The following is a 19,752-nucleotide window of genomic DNA, read 5'->3' as shown; positions in this document are numbered from 1 at the left end:
GAATATATGAAGAAAAAAATAGTGGAACTTAAAGATACGGCAGTCTCATTTTGGACTGAGCGTACTAAGGGCCAAAAAGGTATATTTATAGGTTCGGCTGCAATCATTGCTATATTAATCTTTACAATAGTAATATTTTCCTCTGGCTCAAAATTCGTACCGCTGTATAACGATTTATCAGTTCAGGAAGTCAGTCAAATTAAAGAGGAACTGGACTCAAGAGGGGTCTCATATGAAGTTGAAAATGGCGGAAGTACCATTAAAGTCCCTGAATCGAATGTTGATTCATTGCTCGTGGATCTGGCTGGCCAAGGTATTCCCGACAGTGGGAATATCGATTATTCTTTTTTTAGCGAAAATGCTTCATGGGGAATTACGGACAACGAGTTCAGCATGATTAAACTGGATGCCATGCAAACGGAATTGGCTAACCTTGTTAAAGGCGTCGAAGGCATTGATAGTGCAGAGGTAATGATTAACATGCCTGAAGAACCTGTATTTGTCAGTGATTCCGCACAGGAAGCAAGTGCCTCTATTGTTATCAGTACCCAACCCGGCTATGACTTTAAAGGGGACCAAATAAACGCTCTGTACCACCTGGTCTCACAGGCTGTCCCGAATCTGACAAAAGAAAACATTGCAATCATGAATCAGTACTTCGAATATTACGATCAGGAATCACCCGGTGGGACTGGTCAGGAGAATACTTATACATATCAACAGAACGTAAAGAAAGATATCGAAAAAGATATAAAACAGCGACTCCAGCAAATGCTGGGTGCGATGGTTGGCAGAGAAAATGTTATTGTCTCTGTTACCGCAGATGTTGATTTCACTACAGAAAATCGTGTAGAAGAGCTTGTCGAACCAGTGGATATAGATGAAATGGAAGGATTGCCTGTCAGTATTGAAAGCATTGAAGAGACATACGAAGGTAACCCGCCTGTTGGTGGGGAAGCCGGCACAGGTGATGAAGATATTGCGAATTATGAAGGCACTGATCAAGGCGGAGACGGGGAATATGAACGATCAAAAGAAACGATCAATAATGAATACAACCGAATTCGTAAAGAAATCGCCGAAAGCCCTTATAAAATCCGTGATTTAGGCATTCAAGTCGCTGTTGATGAATTGAAAAATGAACAAGAAGGCGAGCCTCAATATTTGACTGCACAGGAACAGGAAACTGTTACTGCCGGCATTTCATCAATCTTGGATTCGATCATCACGACATCCATTAACGGTGCTTACGCTGAAGAGGTACAGCCTGAAGAAAAGACGTCGATCGTTTTTCAAGAGTTTAGTCAGAGTTTTGGTTCACAACAACCAACTGAACAGGCCGTGCCCGTATGGATGTATGTTGCCGGTGGTTTGTTGATTGCGCTCGTAGCTCTACTTATTATTTTGCTGGTGCGCAAACGGAATCGCGGAGAAAAAGAAGAAATAGAACAAACAACGGAGCGTACAATGGCAGTTGAAACCGAAGAAGAAGTACCGGGGATTGAGCGTACAGAGAATTCGGAGTCAGTCGTTCGCAAAAAGCAGCTGGAGAAAATGGCGAAAGAGAATCCTGAAGATTTTGCCAAGCTGCTTAGAAGCTGGATATCAGATGATTGAGAGGAGAGATGATCAATGCCTGAACAAAAAAGCTTAACCGGTAAGCAAAAAGCAGCTATTCTCTTAATATCTCTAGGTCCTGATGTTTCAGCGCAGATATATAAACACTTGTCAGAGGAAGAAATTGAACAGTTGAGTCTCGAGATTTCTTCTGTGAAAAAGGTGGGGTCTGATTTAAAGGAAGATGTATTGGATCAATTTCACCAGATCGCCATTGCTCAGGAATATATTTCCCAGGGGGGAGTCGGTTATGCAAAAATGGTGCTCGAAAAAGCGTTTGGAAATGATGAAGCAAACAGCATTATTGACCGCTTGACGAGTTCACTTCAGGTCAGACCATTTCATTTTGCCAGAAGAGCCGAGCCGCAGCAGATACTTAATTTTATTCAGAATGAGCATCCCCAAACAATCGCTCTGGTGTTATCATATCTTGCCCCTGAACAAGCCGGGGATATCCTGTCAGAATTACCTCAGGAAATGCAGGCGGAAATTGCGAAGCGAATTGCAACGATGGATTCAACGTCGCCTGAAATTATAAGCCAGGTTGAAGAAGTATTGGAACGTAAGATCTCCTCTTCAATTACGGAGGATTACACACAAGCAGGCGGTATCCAATCAGTGGTTGAAGTACTGAACGGTGTTGACAGAGGTACTGAAAAGACAATTCTTGATACGCTCGATATTCAGGAACCTGAACTGGCAGAAGAAATTAAGAAACGTATGTTTGTCTTTGAGGATATTGTCGTCCTAGATAATAGGGCAATACAGCGTATTATCCGTGAAGTTGTTAATGAAGACCTGCGTTTATCGCTGAAAGTCGCAAGCGACGAAGTGAAAGAAATTATATTTAAAAATATGTCGCAGCGTATGGCGGAAACGTTTAAAGAAGAGATGGAATTTATGGGTCCCGTCCGTCTGCGTGATGTTGAAGAGGCGCAATCCAGGATTGTAGAAGCCATACGACATCTTGAAGAAATTGGCGAAATAGTAATTGCACGCGGCGGGGGTGACGATATCATTGTCTAATATTGATTCCAGTCAACCAGAATATTTTGAGACACGGCAAATTAGTATAAGACCCATAAACGTGACCAGCTCTGAGCAAGATAACGACCTGGAAGAGCAAAAACTTAAAAAGCCCGATATTGACAAAGCATACGAAGAGCTGCAGCAAATTAAAGAGGAACAAGCCGAGCTGATTAATCAAACAAGGGCTGAAATAAAAGAAGCACGAAGTAATTGGGGAAAAGAAAAGAAGCAATATATTGAAGAAGCTAAGAAAGAAGGCTTTGAAGCAGGATTTCAAGAGGGAAAGCAGAACGGTTTTAAACAGTATGAACAATTGATAGCAGAAGCTAACAGTGCAGTTAAATCTGCCGGGGAAGACTATCAAACGCTAATTAATCAAAGTGAAAATACGATTTTAGACTTGGCAATTTATACTGCTGAAAAAATTCTTAAGGGAAAGCTGGATGAACAACCTGAACAATTTCTGCCTTTAGTCAAATCTGCTATTGAAGAGATACATAACAAATCCGAAGTTTCGATTTATTTGCATCCATCAAATTATCAGGTTGTAACAACTCACAAAAATGATCTTATTCAGTTTGATGACAGTGAATGGAAGATTTCAATTTATGTAAGCGACGAACTGAGTGAAGGAAGCTGTTTGATTGTACATCCATATGGTCAGATTGATGCCGGGATTGACACCCAGCTCAATGAATTGAGGCAGGCTTTACATGAAGCTATTATGGGGAATGCGCAATGAATCTCGGAAAGTATTTTAAAAAAATCGATGAAACTGATGCGATTAAGCGATATGGTAAAGTTCTTCGAGTAGTTGGTCTAATGATTGAATCGCTGGGTCCGGAAGCGAATATCGGTGAAGTGTGCTTTATACATAGTTCAGCAAAAAATAAATCAGCAGTTATGGCTGAAGTGGTCGGGTTTAATAAAGAAAAGCTTATTTTAATGCCATACGCCGAAGTGACCGAAATTGGGCCTGAGTGTCTGGTGGAGTCAACCGGAAACCCTTTGACGGTAAAGATTGGACGCAGTTTAATCGGAAGAATCGTAAATTCCATCGGAGAACCGATTGACCATTCAAAATTGCCAAAAGGACTAACGAATTATTTAACAGAACACGCTCCTCCTAATCCGATGGAACGGCAGCCTATAGCAGAACCGATTCAAGTTGGTGTCAGATCAATTGATTCATTACTTACCGTCGGGAAAGGTCAGCGTATCGGCATTTTTGCCGGAAGCGGGGTTGGAAAAAGTACGCTTCTAGGCATGATTGCCCGCAACAGCAGTGCTGATGTTAATGTCATCGCACTTGTTGGAGAGCGTGGCAGGGAAGTCCGTGAATTTATAGATAATGAACTGGGAACAGAGGGGCTGAGAAAAACCATTGTAGTTGTAGCAACTTCCGATCAGCCTGCACTCATGCGTATAAAGGGTGCATATACAGCAACGGCGATCAGCGAGTATTTCCGGGATTTGGGTTATCAGGTTAACTTGATGATGGACTCGGTAACGCGGGTGGCCATGGCGCAGAGGGAAGTGGGACTTGCTATAGGTGAGCCGCCGACCACAAAGGGGTACACCCCATCAGTGTTTGCGGCGCTGCCCAAACTGCTCGAGCGCACCGGCACAAGTGAAAAAGGAACCATAACAGCTTTTTATACCGTGTTGGTTGATGGCGATGACATGAATGAACCAATTGCTGATAGTGTCCGGGGGATATTGGATGGTCATTTTATCCTGGATAGGAAACTTGCCGAGCAAGGACAATTCCCCGCAATAAATGTCTTAAAATCTATCAGCAGGGTGATGACTAAAATTGTAAGCCAAGAGCATCAGGAAGCCGCTCAGCAAATTCGCGAGCTAATGGCAGTCTATGAGGAAAACAGTGAGTTAATTCAGATTGGTGCTTATAAGCGCGGAACAAACCGGGAGATAGACCGGGCAATTTCACACCACCCTAAAATCAATGCATACTTGAAGCAGGATACATCTGATTATCAATCGTTCCAAGACTCAATTAACCAAATGTATGAACTGCTTTATGGAGGGAATTCATGATGGGTACAGCTGCTTTGGAAAAAGTTTTACATATTAGGGAAAATGAGAAGACACAAGCGCAAAAAGCCTATCATAAGTCAATTGAACAATTTGAAGAAGTTGGGACACAGCTTTATGACATTCTGCGCAAAAAGGAAACGGCGGAAACGGCATACGAAACTTACTTAAAACAAACAGCACCAATTCAAAAGATCAGGGAGCAGGCCACGTTTATTGAGCACTTAAACAAACAAATTTTAAAATTACAGAAGGACGTTCAGCAGGCCCGGGATGTTATGAATGCTAAGCATGCGTATTTGTCAGAAACATATATCGAGATGAAAAAATACGAAAAAATAATTGAGCATCGTCAAGCAGAAAAAGATGCCAAAGCCAGGAAAATCGAAAAAGATACAATGGACGAGATATCAATCCGGCAATTTATGGACAAGAAAACGGGTGAGCAGCATGGCAGTGAAATCAACAAATGAAGAAAAGAAGTTGAATCCTTTCTTATGGTTTCTTTTTGTTATTGTCATTCCCTTGGCTGCCGTTTTAGTTTTGACCGTTATTATTTTGACTGTATCCGGTATTGACGTGTTTGGCTGGGCAAAAGAAAAGGGTGCGGATATACCTGTTCTGTCCAATGTGATCACCACTGAAGAAGATAAAGAGCAGCAGCGAACAAATGAGAAAATGCAGCAAAGGATAACAACTAAAAATGAAGAAATAACATCTTTAAATCAAGAAATCAGGGATTTGGAAGCAACAGTAGATAAGATGGAACAGGAAATCGTTCAGCTTGAAAATGAACAGGCTTCTGCCGAGGAAGCAGAAGAAGATGAACAACAAGCCGCCAATGAATCGGTCACTGAAATGGCCTCATCTTTTTCGGATATGGACAACGAACGCGCAGCCCAAATCGTACAAAGCCTGGAGGAGAACTTAGCGGTCTCTATCCTGGAAAATGTGCCGAGTGATGTCCGCGGCGAGATTTTTGAAGAAATGGAGCCTGACTATGCGGCTGAACTGACACAATTATTTGTCGGAAATGAAGAATGATTGAAGAGGACTATTTGAAAGGGGGTGATAAATTGAATGCTGTTGGAACGAATGCCCAACAATTAATGGAACTGCCGCTTGGCTTGCAGCAAAACCATGGAACAACATTACCATTAAGCGAGCAAAAAGTATTTCAAAATCTGCTGGTAACAGCTGGAGAGATAATGAAGGATGGGAGCAAATCAGGCGCATTAACAGATACCCGTAATTTGGCTGATAAACTTTTGTCTAATCGAACTAATGAGGAAATGGCGGGGAATGAAATCTCTGAAGCAGAAGCTGTCCACATGATGGTAGAACTTCTTCTCCAAACCATAGTAGGGAGTAATTTAAATCCTTCCGAAGCGTCTCAGGGGATGGCTAAACGTGAAGGATCAATTATTGTATCACACCCTTCCTTACAGTTGACGAATGGGCAAATGCTGGAAAAGCAGTTTTCCCGCATCATTAGACAGGCTGAAGAAATACTGGGTCAATTAAACGGTCAAAAGAGCATTTCGAAGGCCGCCCCGGAACTGCTGAAGTTATTGGAACAATGGTCAACGCTGATTAAAAAAGCCGATCAACATGCCATCATCCAGCCGGAATTGCCGGAAATGAAAAGCGGGAAAGAGCAAACGATTTGGAAAGACCTTGTCCAGTCATTTCAAAAACGTAATCAGCTTGCCGTGAGGGAGCAGTACAGGACGAATGCGAAAGTGACCACACAAGATGTTGTCAAATGGCTGCAGCGAGCGGTTCAAAACCAGTCAAATTTTGATACACCGGCCGGAAAGAGCTTACCTGTTTCGTCTGTGATGCCTGTTTCGAAAGTCGAGCAATATGTTATTCATTTGAACCAAACGAATTCTCAGCCTATCAGTCACCAATTGGTGGAAAAATTTCAAAACGTCATGAAAACGAGCAGATTTATCTCATTGCAAAACGGCACGAGCCAATTGAATATTGCATTACGCCCTGAAAATCTTGGTGATGTGATCGTGAAAATGACACAGATAAACGGGGAAATGACAGTAAAAATCATTGTAAGCTCTGCAGCAGCGAAAGACATGCTGGAATCAAATATGCACCAGCTTAAAAATATGTTCTCGCCTCAACAAGTTTCAATTGAAAAGCAGGAGACAAGTTCCCATCAATCTCAAGCCAGTCAACATGAGGACGAGCGTCAGCAAACGGACGACCATCATGAAGGGCAGTCAGAACAATCTGGTCAGCATAACGGAGAAAATGCGGAAGAGGATGACTTTGATGCCCAGTTACGAGAAGTTTTAACGAATGAGAAGGTGTAGGTGAATGTCATGACGTCGATTGATTCGTCACTTTATTTGCAAAATCGCCCATTGGAGCGTGTGCCAAGTCCTGAGTTGGGTAAAGATGAATTTTTACAGATTCTAATGACGCAACTTCAAAACCAGGATCCAACCAGCCCAATGGATGAGAGCCAATTCATTTCACAAATGTCAACATTTTCACAGCTTGAGCAGACGATGAATATGGCTAACTCGATCGAAAAGCTTGTGCAGCAACAGAATGTATCACCCATACTGCAATATAGTCACATGATCGGCAAAGAAGTGACCTATAATACGTACGATGAGGAAACCGGAGAAGTAGTTGATTCAATTTCAGGAGTTATAAAAGCAGTGAGTCAGGATGAAGGACGAGCAGTCATGATGCTCGAAAATGAGACAAAAATCTATGCCGATTCGATTGTAGAGTTGCGTAATCCCGAGGCAGGCTCTGATTCAGAGGGGAGCGATTAAGATGGATCACCGTATTCATCAAATTCCGCAGCCGCATGTGATGCCGCTGCCAGCTGGAAAAAAGCCGGCAGATAACAAACCGGATATAAGCTTCAAAGATATGCTTCGGGATGCCAACCAGTTAAAAGTCTCAAAGCATGCGGAGCAGCGATTACATGACCGACGTATTACAATCAATGAATCGCAATGGAACGCGATTACAGAAAAAGTGGATGAAGCGAAACATAAGGGTGTAACCGATTCTTTGGTTTTGACAGGTGAGGCAGCTCTATTAGTAAATACGAAAAATCGCACGGTAATTACAGCAATGAATAAACACGAGGCAGCAAGCAAAATTTTCACAAATATAAACGGAACGATTCTAATAGATGAATAGTCTGGACCTGACAGGAAGACTAATAACTGCTGACCGATTGATGCAGTTTGACAGAATCGTACTGTAATAAAGGGAGAGATTTGTATGTTACGGTCAATGTACGCAGGGATTTCGGGAATGAAAGGATTTCAATCAAAATTGGATGTCGTCGGAAATAACATTGCGAACGTCAGTACGGCAGGCTTTAAAAAAGGTCGTGTGACATTCCAGGATATGATGAGCCAGACAACTTCAGCGGCTCAAGGACCTACAGCTAACAGGGGCGGTGTCAACGCGATGCAAGTCGGCTTGGGTTCGCAAACAGGTTCGATTGATAATCTTCATACGCAAGGTTACCGGCAAACGACGAATAACCCGCTGGACTTACAGCTTGAAGGCGACGGCATGTTTGTTGTTGCAGAAGGTTTAGAGGGTGATGAGTCGGATCAGATAGAATTGGAAGATACAGACACCTCCTACACAAGGGCGGGCAACTTTTATTTGGATACAAACGGCAATATAGTCAACCCGGACGGGATGTATCTGCTCGGCTTTGCGGCAGATGACGATGGCAATATTCAAAACAGTGAAGATGGAGAACTGAATATTTCCGCTTTAAATATTCCACAAGACGCACAAAGTTTCAGTGTTCAGACCAACGGTGTTGTAAACTACACTGATGCAGACGGTAACAATCAAGTCGCCGGTCAAGTCGCGCTTGCCAACTTTTCAAACCCGGGCGGACTTGAGAAAGCCGGCAGCAATTTGTTCCGAAACACACCGAATGCAGGTATGCAAGGCGATTTGGTTGTCCCTGAAAATGAAGGGACGGCAACGATTGTCAGCGGTGCGCTGGAAATGTCCAACGTCGATCTTTCTGAGGAATTTACTGAAATGATTACTGCACAACGCGGCTTTCAGGCAAACACTCGAATCATTACAACATCCGATGAAATTTTGCAAGAGCTCGTCAACCTAAAACGGTAAGTTAGGAGGGAGGAGGCTGGTACATAGCTAAAAAGTTCATTGTGAAAGACGAACATAGCAATATTTCTGGAGCGGGTAATTTGCAGCACTTACTTTGCTAGTTCGGATTTTTCTTCAACGAAAACTCTTATGTCCCAGCCTCACCAACATATGATTCAGCTGGGCGATTTATTTACACTCAATGCACTGATGATCGAACAGATTCAGTCTTATCCTGATACAACGATTACATTAACAAATGGAAAGAAAATCGTTGTCAAAGACTCGGAGGCGGAAGTTTCCAGGCGGGCAACAGCTTATTATAAGCAAATTGGTCTTACGGGCAGTATTCAAGAGACAGGTGATGACGATGGGTAAACTTACAAAAATAATGATGACTTCATTTGCAGTGCTTTTACTTGCAGCTGGTGCCGCGTTGGTTATAGTACTGAATATAACAGGCGGCCCGGATGAAGGGAGTGCCCAGTCGATTGATAAAGTTCTGGATCATTCGTACGAAACGCCCGAAATTACAACAGACTTGAAAGATGGCTCGTTTGTACGAATACAGTTTCAGATTGTAACGGATAGTGATAAGGCAAAAAAAGAAGCTGAAAAAAGAGAATTTCAGCTAAAAAATATTCTTATCAAAGAACTTGCCACCATGGAGAAAGATAAATTCAAGTCCGGGCTTTCAGACTTGGAAGCAGCTGTTCAGCTGAAATTAAATGAGGTTATGGAAAAAGGAAAAATTACAGAGGTTTATACAGTCAATAAAATTATACAGTAGTTTCACAGATTTCCGGTAAGAGACTCCATAATGGAGGTGAGAAACTTTGGTGGAGGAGATTCTTTCGCAAAATGAGATTGACGAATTACTGACAGCTATCTCATCAGGTGAGATGAATGCTGAAGAATTGAAACAGGAGAAAGAGGAGCAAAGGGTGCAAGTCTATGATTTTAAAAGAGCACTGCGCTTTTCAAAAGACCAGATTCGCAGTCTTGCACGCATACATGAAAATTATGCCCGTTTGCTGACGACTTACTTTTCAGGCCAGCTTCGTTCATATGTCAATATTTCAGTCGCTTCTGTTGATCAAATTCCTTATGAGGAATTTATCCGCTCGATTCCAAAAATGACGGTCTTGAATACGTTCAGTGTTCAGCCGCTGGATGGCCGAATTTTAATGGAAGTTAATCCGAATATTGCCTACGCCATGATTGACAGACAGCTGGGCGGAAGAGGAAAAAGTATCAACAAAGTGGAAAATTTGACAGAGATTGAAACTATGCTTATGTCTCAGCTTTTTGAAAAGTCCAGTTCAAGTTTATATGAAGCCTGGTCCTCAATAGTTGAAGTTAATCCAATTCTGGAAGATTTTGAAATCAATCCACAATTCTTGCAGCTTGTGGCACCGAATGAGACTGTCATCATCGTTTCACTCAATACAACAATTGGTGAGACAACCGGCATGATTAATATATGTATTCCGCATATCGTACTGGAACCAATTATACGCAGACTCTCGGTTCATTATTGGATGCAAACCCACACGAAAAAGCAGGATCCGGAAGCCTACAAAAAATTGCATACAAACATTCAAGAAGCAGAAGTGGAAGCTAAAACACTTCTCGGTAACACCACTATCACCGTTGATGAACTGCTGCATTTACATAAAGGTGATGTGATCGCATTGAATGAGCCGATTGATCAACCATTGGAGTTGCAAATTAATAATCAGCCGAAGTTTCATGTCCAACCTGGAAAATCCAACTATAAAATGGCTGTACAAGTACTTAAAGAATTAAAAAGGGGGAATGAGGATGAATGACGGAAAACTTTCCCAGGATGAAATTGATGCATTGCTTAAGATAAGTGAGGAAGAAGAGATAACCAGCTCTCATTCACCAGATTTATTAACTACGATGGAAATTGATACGCTGGGGGAAATAGGCAATATTTCATTTGGAAATTCGGCAACAACTTTGTCAACACTATTAAATCAAAAAGTGGAGATTGCAGCTCCCCGGGTATCGGTAATTACAAAAAACGCGTTGGATGACGAATTTAACACTGAGCCTTTAGTTGTTTATGCAGACTACGTTGAAGGGCTGGATGGACAAAATGTTCTTTTAATGAAATCAGATGTCGCTACAATTATCGCAGACATTATGCTCGGCGGGGATGAAACAGCACCTGAGACCACATTAAAAGAGCACCATATAAGCTCGCTACAGGAAGTCATGAATAAATTGACCGAGACTGCAGCTTCCAGCATGTCGACTATTTATGAAGCGCCTGTCAGTACATCCTCGCCCGAAGTAACGATTGGTCAAAGTGGAAGTATTCAAAGAAAAAAAGCTATTGTAAATGAGAATTATTTTGTCAAAGTAACCTATCAATTTAACATTGGAAATTTAATCGATTCTGATATTGTACAGATAATCCCGCTTTCATTCGCGAAAGAAATGGTCAGAAGGCTTAGCGAAGCTTCATCAGTTAAAAGCAGGGAAGAGCGTGCTGTGACGCCAGACAAGACAAAGACAGAAGCCCACCCGCGGTCTGATGGTGATAATAATTCTCCTCAATTTATCGGGGATAATGTAAGCCCGAAGTCATCCATTCAGCAGGCCTCGTTTTCTGACTTTGGACCTCAGGAAAGCATACAAAACGAAAAACGGAATCTTGATATGCTGTTGGATATTCCTTTAAAAGTTTCAGTTGAACTAGGTCGGACCCAAAGATCAATTAAAGACATACTGAAGTTGTCTGCCGGATCGATTGTTGAACTTGACAAACTGGCAGGTGAACCTGTGGATATACTGGTAAATGAAAAATTGGTTGCTAAGGGTGAAGTCGTGGTGATTGATGAGAATTTTGGTGTCCGGGTTACAGATATTATAAGTCAGACGGACCGGCTTATGAACCTGAAGTAACGTACTTAAAATAGGGGGTGTGTGCCAAGATGGGTCAACGCGTATTAGTAGTGGATGATGCAGCATTTATGCGAATGATGCTGAAAGATATTCTTGAAAAAAACGGGTTTGAAGTGGTTGGAGAAGCTCAGAACGGGCAGCAGGCGATTGATCTATATAGCGAATTATGGCCGGACCTCGTCACGCTGGATATAACGATGCCTGAAAAAGATGGTATGACCGTGTTAAAAGAATTAATGGTGCTTGATCACAACGCAAAAATCATCATGTGTTCCGCAATGGGGCAGCAGGATGTGGTTATCAATGCCATTCAGGCAGGAGCAAAGGATTTTATTGTGAAACCTTTTCAAGAGGAGCGGGTTCTTGAGGCAACCCGAAAAGCACTGGGTTAGAAACGAGTGGATATTATGAAATGGAACAGACTGGTTTTTATTTGCATTATAGGGCTGTGTTTGGTCGCTTTCCCAAGTGAAACGGGGCACGCTGCATCGAATGTCAAAGACTGCATCGAAAATCAAGATTGTGGTGAAACAGATAAAACACCTGCTGGTACAGAACAAGGTGAACAACAAAAGACCGAAACTGACGGAAGTACTGGTACAGGTTCATTGCTGATCAATCTGATTAAGATGATCTTTGCTCTACTATTGGTATTGGGTCTTATCTATATATTACTTAAATTTTTAAACAAACGCAGCAATCGGTTTCAGCAAGGGAAAGGGATGGAAAATATTGGAGGAATTTCAGTCGGCCCCAATAAATCTGTTCAGGCGGTCCGTATTGGATCAAAAGTATACTTGATAGGTGTAGGTGAAAATGTTGAACTGCTGGAAGAAATAACAGATGATGCTACCATAGAAGCGATTTTACATAAAAAGCATTCAGTAGAAAATCAGCAAATTAACGGCTTAAGATCGCTTCTTCAGCAAAAATCCGGAAGTAATAAAGAGGAAGGGCAATCAAGCGAATTCAGTAAATTATTTAAATCTGAACTAGACAAATTAAAACGAAATCGTAATAAAATGATTCAAAAACCGAATCAGAAGGAAAATCACGATGAATGAAGTAATGGATATTTTTTCTGCAAATGATCCCGAAAATGTGTCGACTGGTGTACAGCTTCTGCTCTTATTGACCGTTTTATCTTTGGCGCCGGGAATTTTGGTTTTAATGACCAGTTTTACTCGAATCGTTATTGTTCTTTCCTTTGTGCGCACATCACTGGCGACACAGCAGATGCCGCCGAATCAGGTGTTAATTGGTCTAGCATTGTTTTTGACTTTTTTTATCATGGCACCGACTTTCCAGGAAGTAAATGATCAGGCATTACAGCCGCTTTTTGCTGAGGAGATATCACTTGATGAAGCATATGACAGAGCAAGTCTGCCAATTAAAGATTTTATGGCCGGCCATACGAGGCAGCAGGATTTGCAGCTGTTTATGGACTATGCGGGGTCCGATCAACCGGGAACAATCGGGGATATTCCGCTAACGACACTTGTCCCGGCATTTGCAATCAGTGAGCTGAAGACTGCATTTCAAATGGGTTTTATGATTTTTGTGCCTTTTTTAATTATTGACATGGTAGTCGCAAGCGTCCTGATGTCAATGGGAATGATGATGCTGCCGCCGGTTATGATATCATTGCCATTTAAAATTTTATTATTTGTCCTGGTGGACGGCTGGTATTTAATAACTCAATCCCTGTTACAAGGGTTTTAAGGCAGGTGTTGCTGCGTGACCAGTGAGTATGTTTTAACGCTGGCTGAAAGAGGCGTGTATGTGATTTTGGTTGTTGCAGGTCCTTTGTTAATTTTGGCTTTGGCTGTAGGTCTCTTAGTCAGTATTTTTCAAGCCACAACCCAAATTCAGGAACAAACGCTTGCATTCATTCCGAAAATTATCGCTGTATTTTTGGGAATCGTGTTTTTGGGGCCATGGATGCTGACGCAAATGGTAGAGTTTACGGTTAATTTATATCAAAATTTGAATCAGTTTACAGGTTAGCATATGTTGGAGCTTATTAATCTATCAGCTATACCGGTGTTTTTACTTGTGTTTATCAGGATAGCAGCATTTTTTGTAACCTTGCCACTGTTTTCATATACAACGATCCCCACACCTTTTAAGATTGGTTTTTCATTTTTTCTTGCGCTTATTATGTACTATACAGTAGACGCTTCAGGAGTGCCGGTTGATTATAATTATGTCTTATTGCTTGCTAAAGAAGCGATTGTTGGCCTATTGATCGGGTTGCTCGCTTATATTATACTTTCGGCGGTTCAAATCGCAGGCGGTTTTATTGATTTTCAGATGGGTTTTGCCATTGCCAATGTCATCGATCCACAAACAGGGGCTCAAAGTCCATTGATCGGGCAGTATTTTTACATAATTGCATTGCTCTTTCTATTATCGGTTAATGGACACCATTTGTTAATAGATGGCATATTTTACAGTTATCAATTGATTTCTGTTGAAGGTTTTATAGATTTTCAGAATGAGAACATTGCTGAATTTATTATCCAGTCGTTCAATCAAATGTTCCTGATTGCCTTTCAGATGGCAATTCCGATTGTAGGGTGTCTCTTTCTTGTTGATGTTGCACTGGGCATTATAGCAAGAACGGTTCCTCAGCTGAATGTGTTTGTAGTTGGTCTTCCATTGAAGATTTTTGTCAGCTTTGCAGCTATTTTAGTTTTTATGAGTCTTTATATTGTGCTTGTGGAAAATCTTTTTGAAGCTATGTTTACGGCGATGAGAGATTTAATGCGTTTATTCGGGGGTGCTTAAATGCAGCTTAAGTTAAACTTACAGTATTTCGCCGGGGCTGAAGAAAAAACTGAGAAAGCAACTCCGAAAAAACGACAGGATGAGCGAAAAAAAGGAAAGGTTGCTAAAAGCCAGGACATTAACACAGCATTTTTATTATTCTTTTGCTTTATGATGTTATTTGTCTTTGGAAGTTTCATGAAAAACCATATGGTGTCCTTATATCAGCATACTTTTACAGAATACATACATTGGGAAGTTACTTTAAATTCCGTGAACAGGGTCATGATGGAATCCTTTATTGAAATGGGGATAATAGTGGCTCCTGTCATGTTTGCTGCTGTTGTTGCCGGTCTTGCTGCGAATTTCTCTCAAATTGGATTTTTATTTACAACAGAACCGCTGAAATTTGACTTGAAAAAAATTGATCCTATTCAAGGGACGAAAAAGGTATTCTCTGCCAGGGCATTGATAGAGCTTTTAAAATCCTTACTCAAAATTGTTTTTATTGGAACAATTACTAGTTTCGTAATTTGGTTCTATAAAGATGACATGATGATGCTTGCTTTCAAAACCGCTGATAATGCAATTGGTTTTTTTGGAGAAGTTACCATTATTATGGGAGTCGCAGCAGCGATTGCGCTTTTGTTCCTTTCAGTGATTGACTATGTTTATCAAAAGTTCGATTTTGAGAAAAACATTAAAATGTCCAAAAAAGATGTTAAAGATGAACATAAAAATATGGAAGGTGACCCATTAATCAAATCGAAGCGAAAAGAAAGACAGCGTGATTTGGCAACACGACGAATGATGAGCGAAGTACCCTCGGCAGATGTGGTTATAACAAATCCTACTCATTATGCAATTGCGGTCAAATATGATGAAACGAAATTTGCTGCACCTTATGTCGTCGCAAAAGGTGCAGACCAGATAGCTCTAAAGATTAGAGATATAGCCAAAGCAAATGATGTAACGACAGTAGAAGATAAGATGCTTGCAAGAGAACTATATAGTACGATTGAAATCGGTGATGAAATACCGGAAGCGTTTTATAAAGCAGTAGCCGAAATACTCGCTTATGTGTATCGAATTGAAAAGAAAATTTAAGACCTGTTAAAAACTGCCGGCCAACACGGCATAGCTAAATTCGAAAACCGGAAGTGTCGTGGGACAAGAGGGGGACACCTTACATGAAAGCACGTGATTTATCAGTATTATTAGGCGTCATATTAATAATTATTATGCTTGTTGTGCCACTGCCGGGCTGGCTGTTAAGTATACTTATAATATGCAACATATCGCTGGCACTTATCGTAATACTTGTCTCTATGAATACACAAGAGGCGCTGCAATTTTCCATATTTCCATCGTTATTGTTGCTGCTGACACTGTTTCGCCTAGGCTTAAATGTATCAACTACCAGGTCGATATTATCTGAAGCCAACGCAGGTGGTGTCGTCGATACATTCGGCTCATTTGTTATAGGGAACAATCCGTTGGTCGGTTTTGTCGTATTCGTTATCCTGGTTATTATACAATTTCTTGTTATTACGAAAGGTGCTGAACGTGTATCTGAAGTTGCAGCGCGCTTCACGCTTGATGCCATGCCTGGTAAGCAAATGAGCATTGACGCTGATTTAAATGCCGGTTTGGTTTCTGAGCAACAGGCGAAAGAACGGCGCGAAAAAGTGGAAAACGAAGCAGATTTTCATGGTGCAATGGATGGCGCAAGCAAATTTGTCAAAGGCGATGCAATTGCCGGTATTGTCATCGTGCTGATTAATATTATTTTCGGTTTAATTATTGGCATGGTACAAATGGATTTAGGCTTTACGGAAGCAATTAATACATATATGCGCCTAACGGTTGGCGATGGGCTTGTCAGTCAAATTCCTGCTTTACTGATAGCTACAGCCACAGGTATAGTGGTCACCAAAACAACTTCATCCGGCAACTTGGGAAGTGATGTGTCAGAACAGTTGCTGCAATATCCAAAATTACTATTTATCGCAGCCGGAGCTATTTTTCTATTAGGTATGACGCCAATTAATTTTATGCTGACAACCGTGCTCGCCGGATTGCTCACCCTTGGCGGATACGTGCTTCTCAGGCAGACAAACGAAGCTGAAGTGCCTGTTGCAGAGGAAGAGGAGCAGTCAGAGGCGTCTTCTATGAGTGCACCGGAGAATGTTATTAATCTGCTGAATATGGATCCTATCGAATTTGAATTCGGTTACGCCCTTATTCCGCTTGCAGATACTGACCAGGGAGGAGATTTACTGGACCGGGTAGTCATGATTCGAAGACAGCTGGCGATTGAGCTTGGCGTCGTTGTACCGGTAGTTAGAATACGTGATAATATTCAACTTGAGCCGAATGCCTATCGTTTAAAAATAAAAGGAAGTGAAGTTGCTTCCGGTGAATTATTGCTTGATCATTATTTAGCAATGGCACCGGAAATAGATGATGAAATTGAGGGAATCGACACAAAGGAACCTGCTTTCGGGCTCCCTGCCAGGTGGATTAGTGAGGAAAATAAAGATGAAGCGGAACTGTCAGGGTATACCGTGGTGGATCCGCCATCTGTCGTATCCACACATATAACTGAAATCATAAAAAGACACGCTCATTCGTTACTGGGACGTCAGGAGACAAAGCAATTAATCGACCATTTAAAAGAAAATTATCCGATTTTAGTGGAGGAAGTAACACCAGATCCCTTATCGATTGGCGATATCCAAAAAGTTTTAGCAAAGCTGCTTCGGGAAAACGTTTCGGTTCGCAATTTGCCGGTTATCTTTGAGACACTGGCCGATTTCGCTAAAATGACAAATGATACAGATTTACTGGCTGAGTATGCCAGGCAGTCGCTTGCTCCGCAAATAACGAAACAATACGCAGGTGATGATATGGCCTTAAAAGTGATAACAGTATCAGGAAAAGCAGAAAAAATGATAGCTGAGAACATCCAGCAAACAGAATTTGGAAATTATTTAGCGCTCGATCCGGAATCTCAGGAACAAATCGTTAAGACAATTCATGAAGAGGTTGAAAAAATGACGCTTCAGGAAGAAACTGCAGTTGTGTTATGTTCACCGGCTGTCAGAATGTATCTAAAACAACTTTTGGAACGTTTTATGCCGCAAGTCGCCGTTTTATCATATAACGATCTGGAACCTGGGGTTAATGTACAAAGTGTTGGGGTGGTGAACGTGGCATGAAAGTCAAAAAATTTGTAGCACCAACAATGCCTGAAGCGATGAATACGATTCGCAAGGAGCTTGGTCCTGAAGCGGTCATATTGAATTCAAAAGAGGTCTCCAAAGGCGGATTTTTGGGGCTGTTTAAAAAACGGAGTATAGAAGTTGTTGCGGCACTCGATCCGAGCCCAAAACCGCCCCCGAAAAATGATAAGAAACCAACCCGGCAGCCTATCCCTTTTAAGCCCGCCAGCACAGACGGAGATGTATTAAGCGAGGTCAGGCAACTGAGGAAAGTAATCGAACTGCAAACAGCAGATGGTGCTGATTATCCTACTGATTATCAAGTTATCTATCGACATTTATTATCACAGGAAATTGAAGAGACGCTCGCCCATGATCTGATGGATGCGCTAGTGCAGAAACACAAGGCGTCCGACACGCTTTTAACAGACCATAATGCCATTTTACTGGAGATAAGAGCCGAGATAGAAGAACGTTTTCAAAACAGGGGAGTTGGAGGGTTTGCTGAGAGAAAAAGGCTCATTCAATTTGTCGGACCCACCGGGGCTGGGAAGACAACCACCATTGCAAAAGTTGCTGCTTCCAGAATGATGCACGATCATAAGCGTGTTGCATTCATAACGGCTGATACGTATCGTATTGCAGCGGTTGAGCAGTTAAAAACATACGCTAATATATTAAATGTGCCGCTCGAAGTAGTGTACAATTCTGATGATTACAATGAAGCGATTCAAAAATATGCATCGTATGATCTGATTCTCGTTGATACAGCCGGAAGAAACTTTCGGGAAGAAAAATATGTCAGGGATTTGGAAAAAACGATTGCATTCAATGATGAAACCGAAACGTGTTTAGTACTCTCATTGACAGCTAAGGCCAGTGATCTTGCAAAAATTTATGACCAGTTCAAACATTTACCAATACAAAATGTGATCTTTACGAAAATGGATGAAACGCGCCAATACGGAAGCATACTGAATATCACATTAAACAATAATCTTGGTGTTGCCTATCTGACAAACGGCCAAGATGTCCCGGATGATATTTTGAAACCCACACCACAGGTTGTCAGCGGCTTAATAGCAGGTGAACAAAATGATACATGATCAGGCTGCGAAATTAAGACAAAGAATGCATGACGAACTGGTGACCAGGGAAGCTAAAACAATCGCAATTGCTAGTGGGAAAGGCGGGGTCGGCAAATCCAATGTAGCATTGAATTTCTCACTTGAGTTGGCGAGCCATGATAATAAAGTGTTATTGTTCGATCTTGATATCGGGATGGGAAATGTAGATATTCTTTTGGGGCTGGAATCTGACACAACACTTGCAGATATGTTTGAGAATTATTTATCTATCCATGATGTTATTAAAACAGGTCCCAGAGGAATGGCTTATGCAGCGGCAGGCTCTGCGCTGAATGACTTCTTCTCACTGAGCAGACACGACATGGCATATTTTTTTCAGCAATACGAAGAACTGATCCCTGCGTATGATTATATTATTTTCGATATGGGAGCGGGTGCTTCCTTTGAGATGCTTTCATTTGTTTTTGCAGCCAATGAATGTATCGTCGTCACAACTCCGGAGCCTACATCAATTACTGACGCCTATGGATTGATTAAATATATAGCAAATAGTAAACCTGATATGCCTGTATCGGTTATTATGAATCGTTCAAGGTCAGTTAAAAATGGGCAACAAGCTTTGGAAAGGTTCCATCGGGTAATCGAACAGTTTCTGGAAATGGACATTCGAAAACTGGGGATACTTCCAGAAGATAAAACGGTAAGTGACGCTGTTTTGCAGCAAACACCATATATTTTACTTAACGATAAAGCTGCGGTATCCAAAGCTATGAAAGATATTTCAAAACGTTATATCGGCACAAAGACAACGAGATCTCCTGGTAATTTTGTTCAGCGATTAAAACGGCTGTTAATGGATTAATAATGGACTTAGAACGTTAAAACAACCGTACAAAGCTTGATAG

At 41.5% G+C, this 19,752-nt stretch carries 23 protein-coding genes; all 23 read left to right on the top strand.

Going from position 1 to position 19,752, the window contains the following annotated elements:
• Positions 1-6: 6 nt before the first annotated feature.
• The 23 genes from fliF to BMZ22_RS06830 all read left to right on the top strand — a co-directional run bounded on the left by fliF (position 7) and on the right by BMZ22_RS06830 (position 19,709).
• Positions 7-1,617 carry a flagellar basal-body MS-ring/collar protein FliF gene (gene fliF / locus BMZ22_RS06940; protein WP_090083526.1) on the top strand — a complete coding sequence of 537 codons (1,611 nt, stop codon included), beginning with the start codon at positions 7-9 and terminating at the stop codon, positions 1,615-1,617.
• Positions 1,618-1,632: 15 nt separating this feature from the next.
• Positions 1,633-2,643, top strand: coding sequence for a flagellar motor switch protein FliG (fliG, locus tag BMZ22_RS06935; protein ID WP_090083523.1), 1,011 nt, complete (start codon positions 1,633-1,635; stop codon positions 2,641-2,643).
• On the top strand, positions 2,636-3,388 hold the full coding sequence (gene fliH / locus BMZ22_RS06930; protein ID WP_177183369.1) for a flagellar assembly protein FliH: 753 nt from the start codon (positions 2,636-2,638) through the stop codon (positions 3,386-3,388). The genes fliG and fliH overlap by 8 nt, the downstream gene beginning before the upstream one ends.
• On the top strand, positions 3,385-4,704 hold the full coding sequence (gene fliI, locus BMZ22_RS06925; protein ID WP_090083519.1) for a flagellar protein export ATPase FliI: 1,320 nt from the start codon (positions 3,385-3,387) through the stop codon (positions 4,702-4,704). Before fliH ends, fliI begins: the two co-directional genes overlap by 4 nt.
• Positions 4,704-5,174, top strand: a complete 471-nt coding sequence (gene fliJ / locus BMZ22_RS06920) for a flagellar export protein FliJ (protein WP_245745251.1) — start codon at positions 4,704-4,706, stop codon at positions 5,172-5,174. The genes fliI and fliJ overlap by 1 nt, the downstream gene beginning before the upstream one ends.
• Positions 5,152-5,745 carry a MotE family protein gene (locus tag BMZ22_RS06915; RefSeq protein ID WP_177183368.1) on the top strand — a complete coding sequence of 198 codons (594 nt, stop codon included), beginning with the start codon at positions 5,152-5,154 and terminating at the stop codon, positions 5,743-5,745. Before fliJ ends, BMZ22_RS06915 begins: the two co-directional genes overlap by 23 nt.
• A 32-nt stretch (positions 5,746-5,777) precedes the next feature.
• Positions 5,778-7,034, top strand: a complete 1,257-nt coding sequence (locus BMZ22_RS06910) for a flagellar hook-length control protein FliK (RefSeq protein ID WP_177183367.1) — start codon at positions 5,778-5,780, stop codon at positions 7,032-7,034.
• Between the two features lie 9 nt (positions 7,035-7,043).
• Positions 7,044-7,508, top strand: coding sequence for a flagellar hook assembly protein FlgD (flgD, locus tag BMZ22_RS06905; protein ID WP_090083974.1), 465 nt, complete (start codon positions 7,044-7,046; stop codon positions 7,506-7,508).
• Between the two features lies 1 nt (position 7,509).
• On the top strand, positions 7,510-7,884 hold the full coding sequence (locus BMZ22_RS06900; RefSeq protein WP_090083508.1) for a TIGR02530 family flagellar biosynthesis protein: 375 nt from the start codon (positions 7,510-7,512) through the stop codon (positions 7,882-7,884).
• Between the two features lie 84 nt (positions 7,885-7,968).
• Positions 7,969-8,850: a flagellar basal body rod protein FlgG gene (gene flgG, locus BMZ22_RS06895; protein WP_090083506.1), complete on the top strand. Its 882-nt coding sequence runs from the start codon at positions 7,969-7,971 to the stop codon at positions 8,848-8,850.
• A gap of 150 nt (positions 8,851-9,000) precedes the next feature.
• The gene (locus BMZ22_RS06890) at positions 9,001-9,207 is read left to right on the top strand and encodes a flagellar FlbD family protein (protein ID WP_090083971.1); all 207 of its coding nucleotides are present in this window, start codon (positions 9,001-9,003) and stop codon (positions 9,205-9,207) included.
• Positions 9,200-9,619, top strand: a complete 420-nt coding sequence (fliL, locus tag BMZ22_RS06885; protein WP_090083504.1) for a flagellar basal body-associated protein FliL — start codon at positions 9,200-9,202, stop codon at positions 9,617-9,619. Before BMZ22_RS06890 ends, fliL begins: the two co-directional genes overlap by 8 nt.
• Positions 9,620-9,665: 46 nt before the next feature.
• On the top strand, positions 9,666-10,661 hold the full coding sequence (gene fliM, locus BMZ22_RS06880) for a flagellar motor switch protein FliM (protein ID WP_177183366.1): 996 nt from the start codon (positions 9,666-9,668) through the stop codon (positions 10,659-10,661).
• Positions 10,654-11,766 (top strand): flagellar motor switch phosphatase FliY, encoded by a 1,113-nt coding sequence (fliY, locus tag BMZ22_RS06875; RefSeq protein WP_090083502.1) that lies wholly within the window; start codon positions 10,654-10,656, stop codon positions 11,764-11,766. Before fliM ends, fliY begins: the two co-directional genes overlap by 8 nt.
• A 29-nt stretch (positions 11,767-11,795) precedes the next feature.
• The gene (locus BMZ22_RS06870; protein WP_090083500.1) at positions 11,796-12,158 is read left to right on the top strand and encodes a response regulator; all 363 of its coding nucleotides are present in this window, start codon (positions 11,796-11,798) and stop codon (positions 12,156-12,158) included.
• A 15-nt stretch (positions 12,159-12,173) separates the two neighbouring features.
• Positions 12,174-12,830 (top strand): flagellar biosynthetic protein FliO, encoded by a 657-nt coding sequence (gene fliO / locus BMZ22_RS06865; protein ID WP_090083498.1) that lies wholly within the window; start codon positions 12,174-12,176, stop codon positions 12,828-12,830.
• Positions 12,823-13,488, top strand: coding sequence for a flagellar type III secretion system pore protein FliP (gene fliP / locus BMZ22_RS06860; protein ID WP_090083496.1), 666 nt, complete (start codon positions 12,823-12,825; stop codon positions 13,486-13,488). Before fliO ends, fliP begins: the two co-directional genes overlap by 8 nt.
• 15 nt (positions 13,489-13,503) lie before the next feature.
• The gene (fliQ, locus tag BMZ22_RS06855) at positions 13,504-13,773 is read left to right on the top strand and encodes a flagellar biosynthesis protein FliQ (RefSeq protein ID WP_090083493.1); all 270 of its coding nucleotides are present in this window, start codon (positions 13,504-13,506) and stop codon (positions 13,771-13,773) included.
• Positions 13,774-13,776: 3 nt separating this feature from the next.
• Complete coding sequence (gene fliR / locus BMZ22_RS06850) at positions 13,777-14,556, top strand: flagellar biosynthetic protein FliR (protein ID WP_090083490.1); 780 nt, start codon at positions 13,777-13,779, stop codon at positions 14,554-14,556.
• Positions 14,557-15,642, top strand: coding sequence for a flagellar biosynthesis protein FlhB (flhB, locus tag BMZ22_RS06845; protein WP_090083488.1), 1,086 nt, complete (start codon positions 14,557-14,559; stop codon positions 15,640-15,642).
• An 83-nt stretch (positions 15,643-15,725) separates the two neighbouring features.
• A complete protein-coding gene (gene flhA, locus BMZ22_RS06840) occupies positions 15,726-17,756 on the top strand; it encodes a flagellar biosynthesis protein FlhA (RefSeq protein ID WP_090083485.1) in 2,031 nt (676 codons plus the stop codon).
• On the top strand, positions 17,753-18,865 hold the full coding sequence (flhF, locus tag BMZ22_RS06835) for a flagellar biosynthesis GTPase FlhF (RefSeq protein ID WP_090083483.1): 1,113 nt from the start codon (positions 17,753-17,755) through the stop codon (positions 18,863-18,865). The genes flhA and flhF overlap by 4 nt, the downstream gene beginning before the upstream one ends.
• Positions 18,855-19,709: a MinD/ParA family protein gene (locus BMZ22_RS06830; protein ID WP_090083480.1), complete on the top strand. Its 855-nt coding sequence runs from the start codon at positions 18,855-18,857 to the stop codon at positions 19,707-19,709. Before flhF ends, BMZ22_RS06830 begins: the two co-directional genes overlap by 11 nt.
• Positions 19,710-19,752 lie beyond the last annotated feature (43 nt).

Origin of the sequence: Lentibacillus persicus, assembly GCF_900112705.1 — a bacterium.
GTDB lineage: Bacteria > Bacillota > Bacilli > Bacillales > Amphibacillaceae > Lentibacillus > Lentibacillus persicus.
Note: the sequence above shows the minus strand (reverse complement) of the source record. Positions and strands in the feature narration are given on the sequence as shown.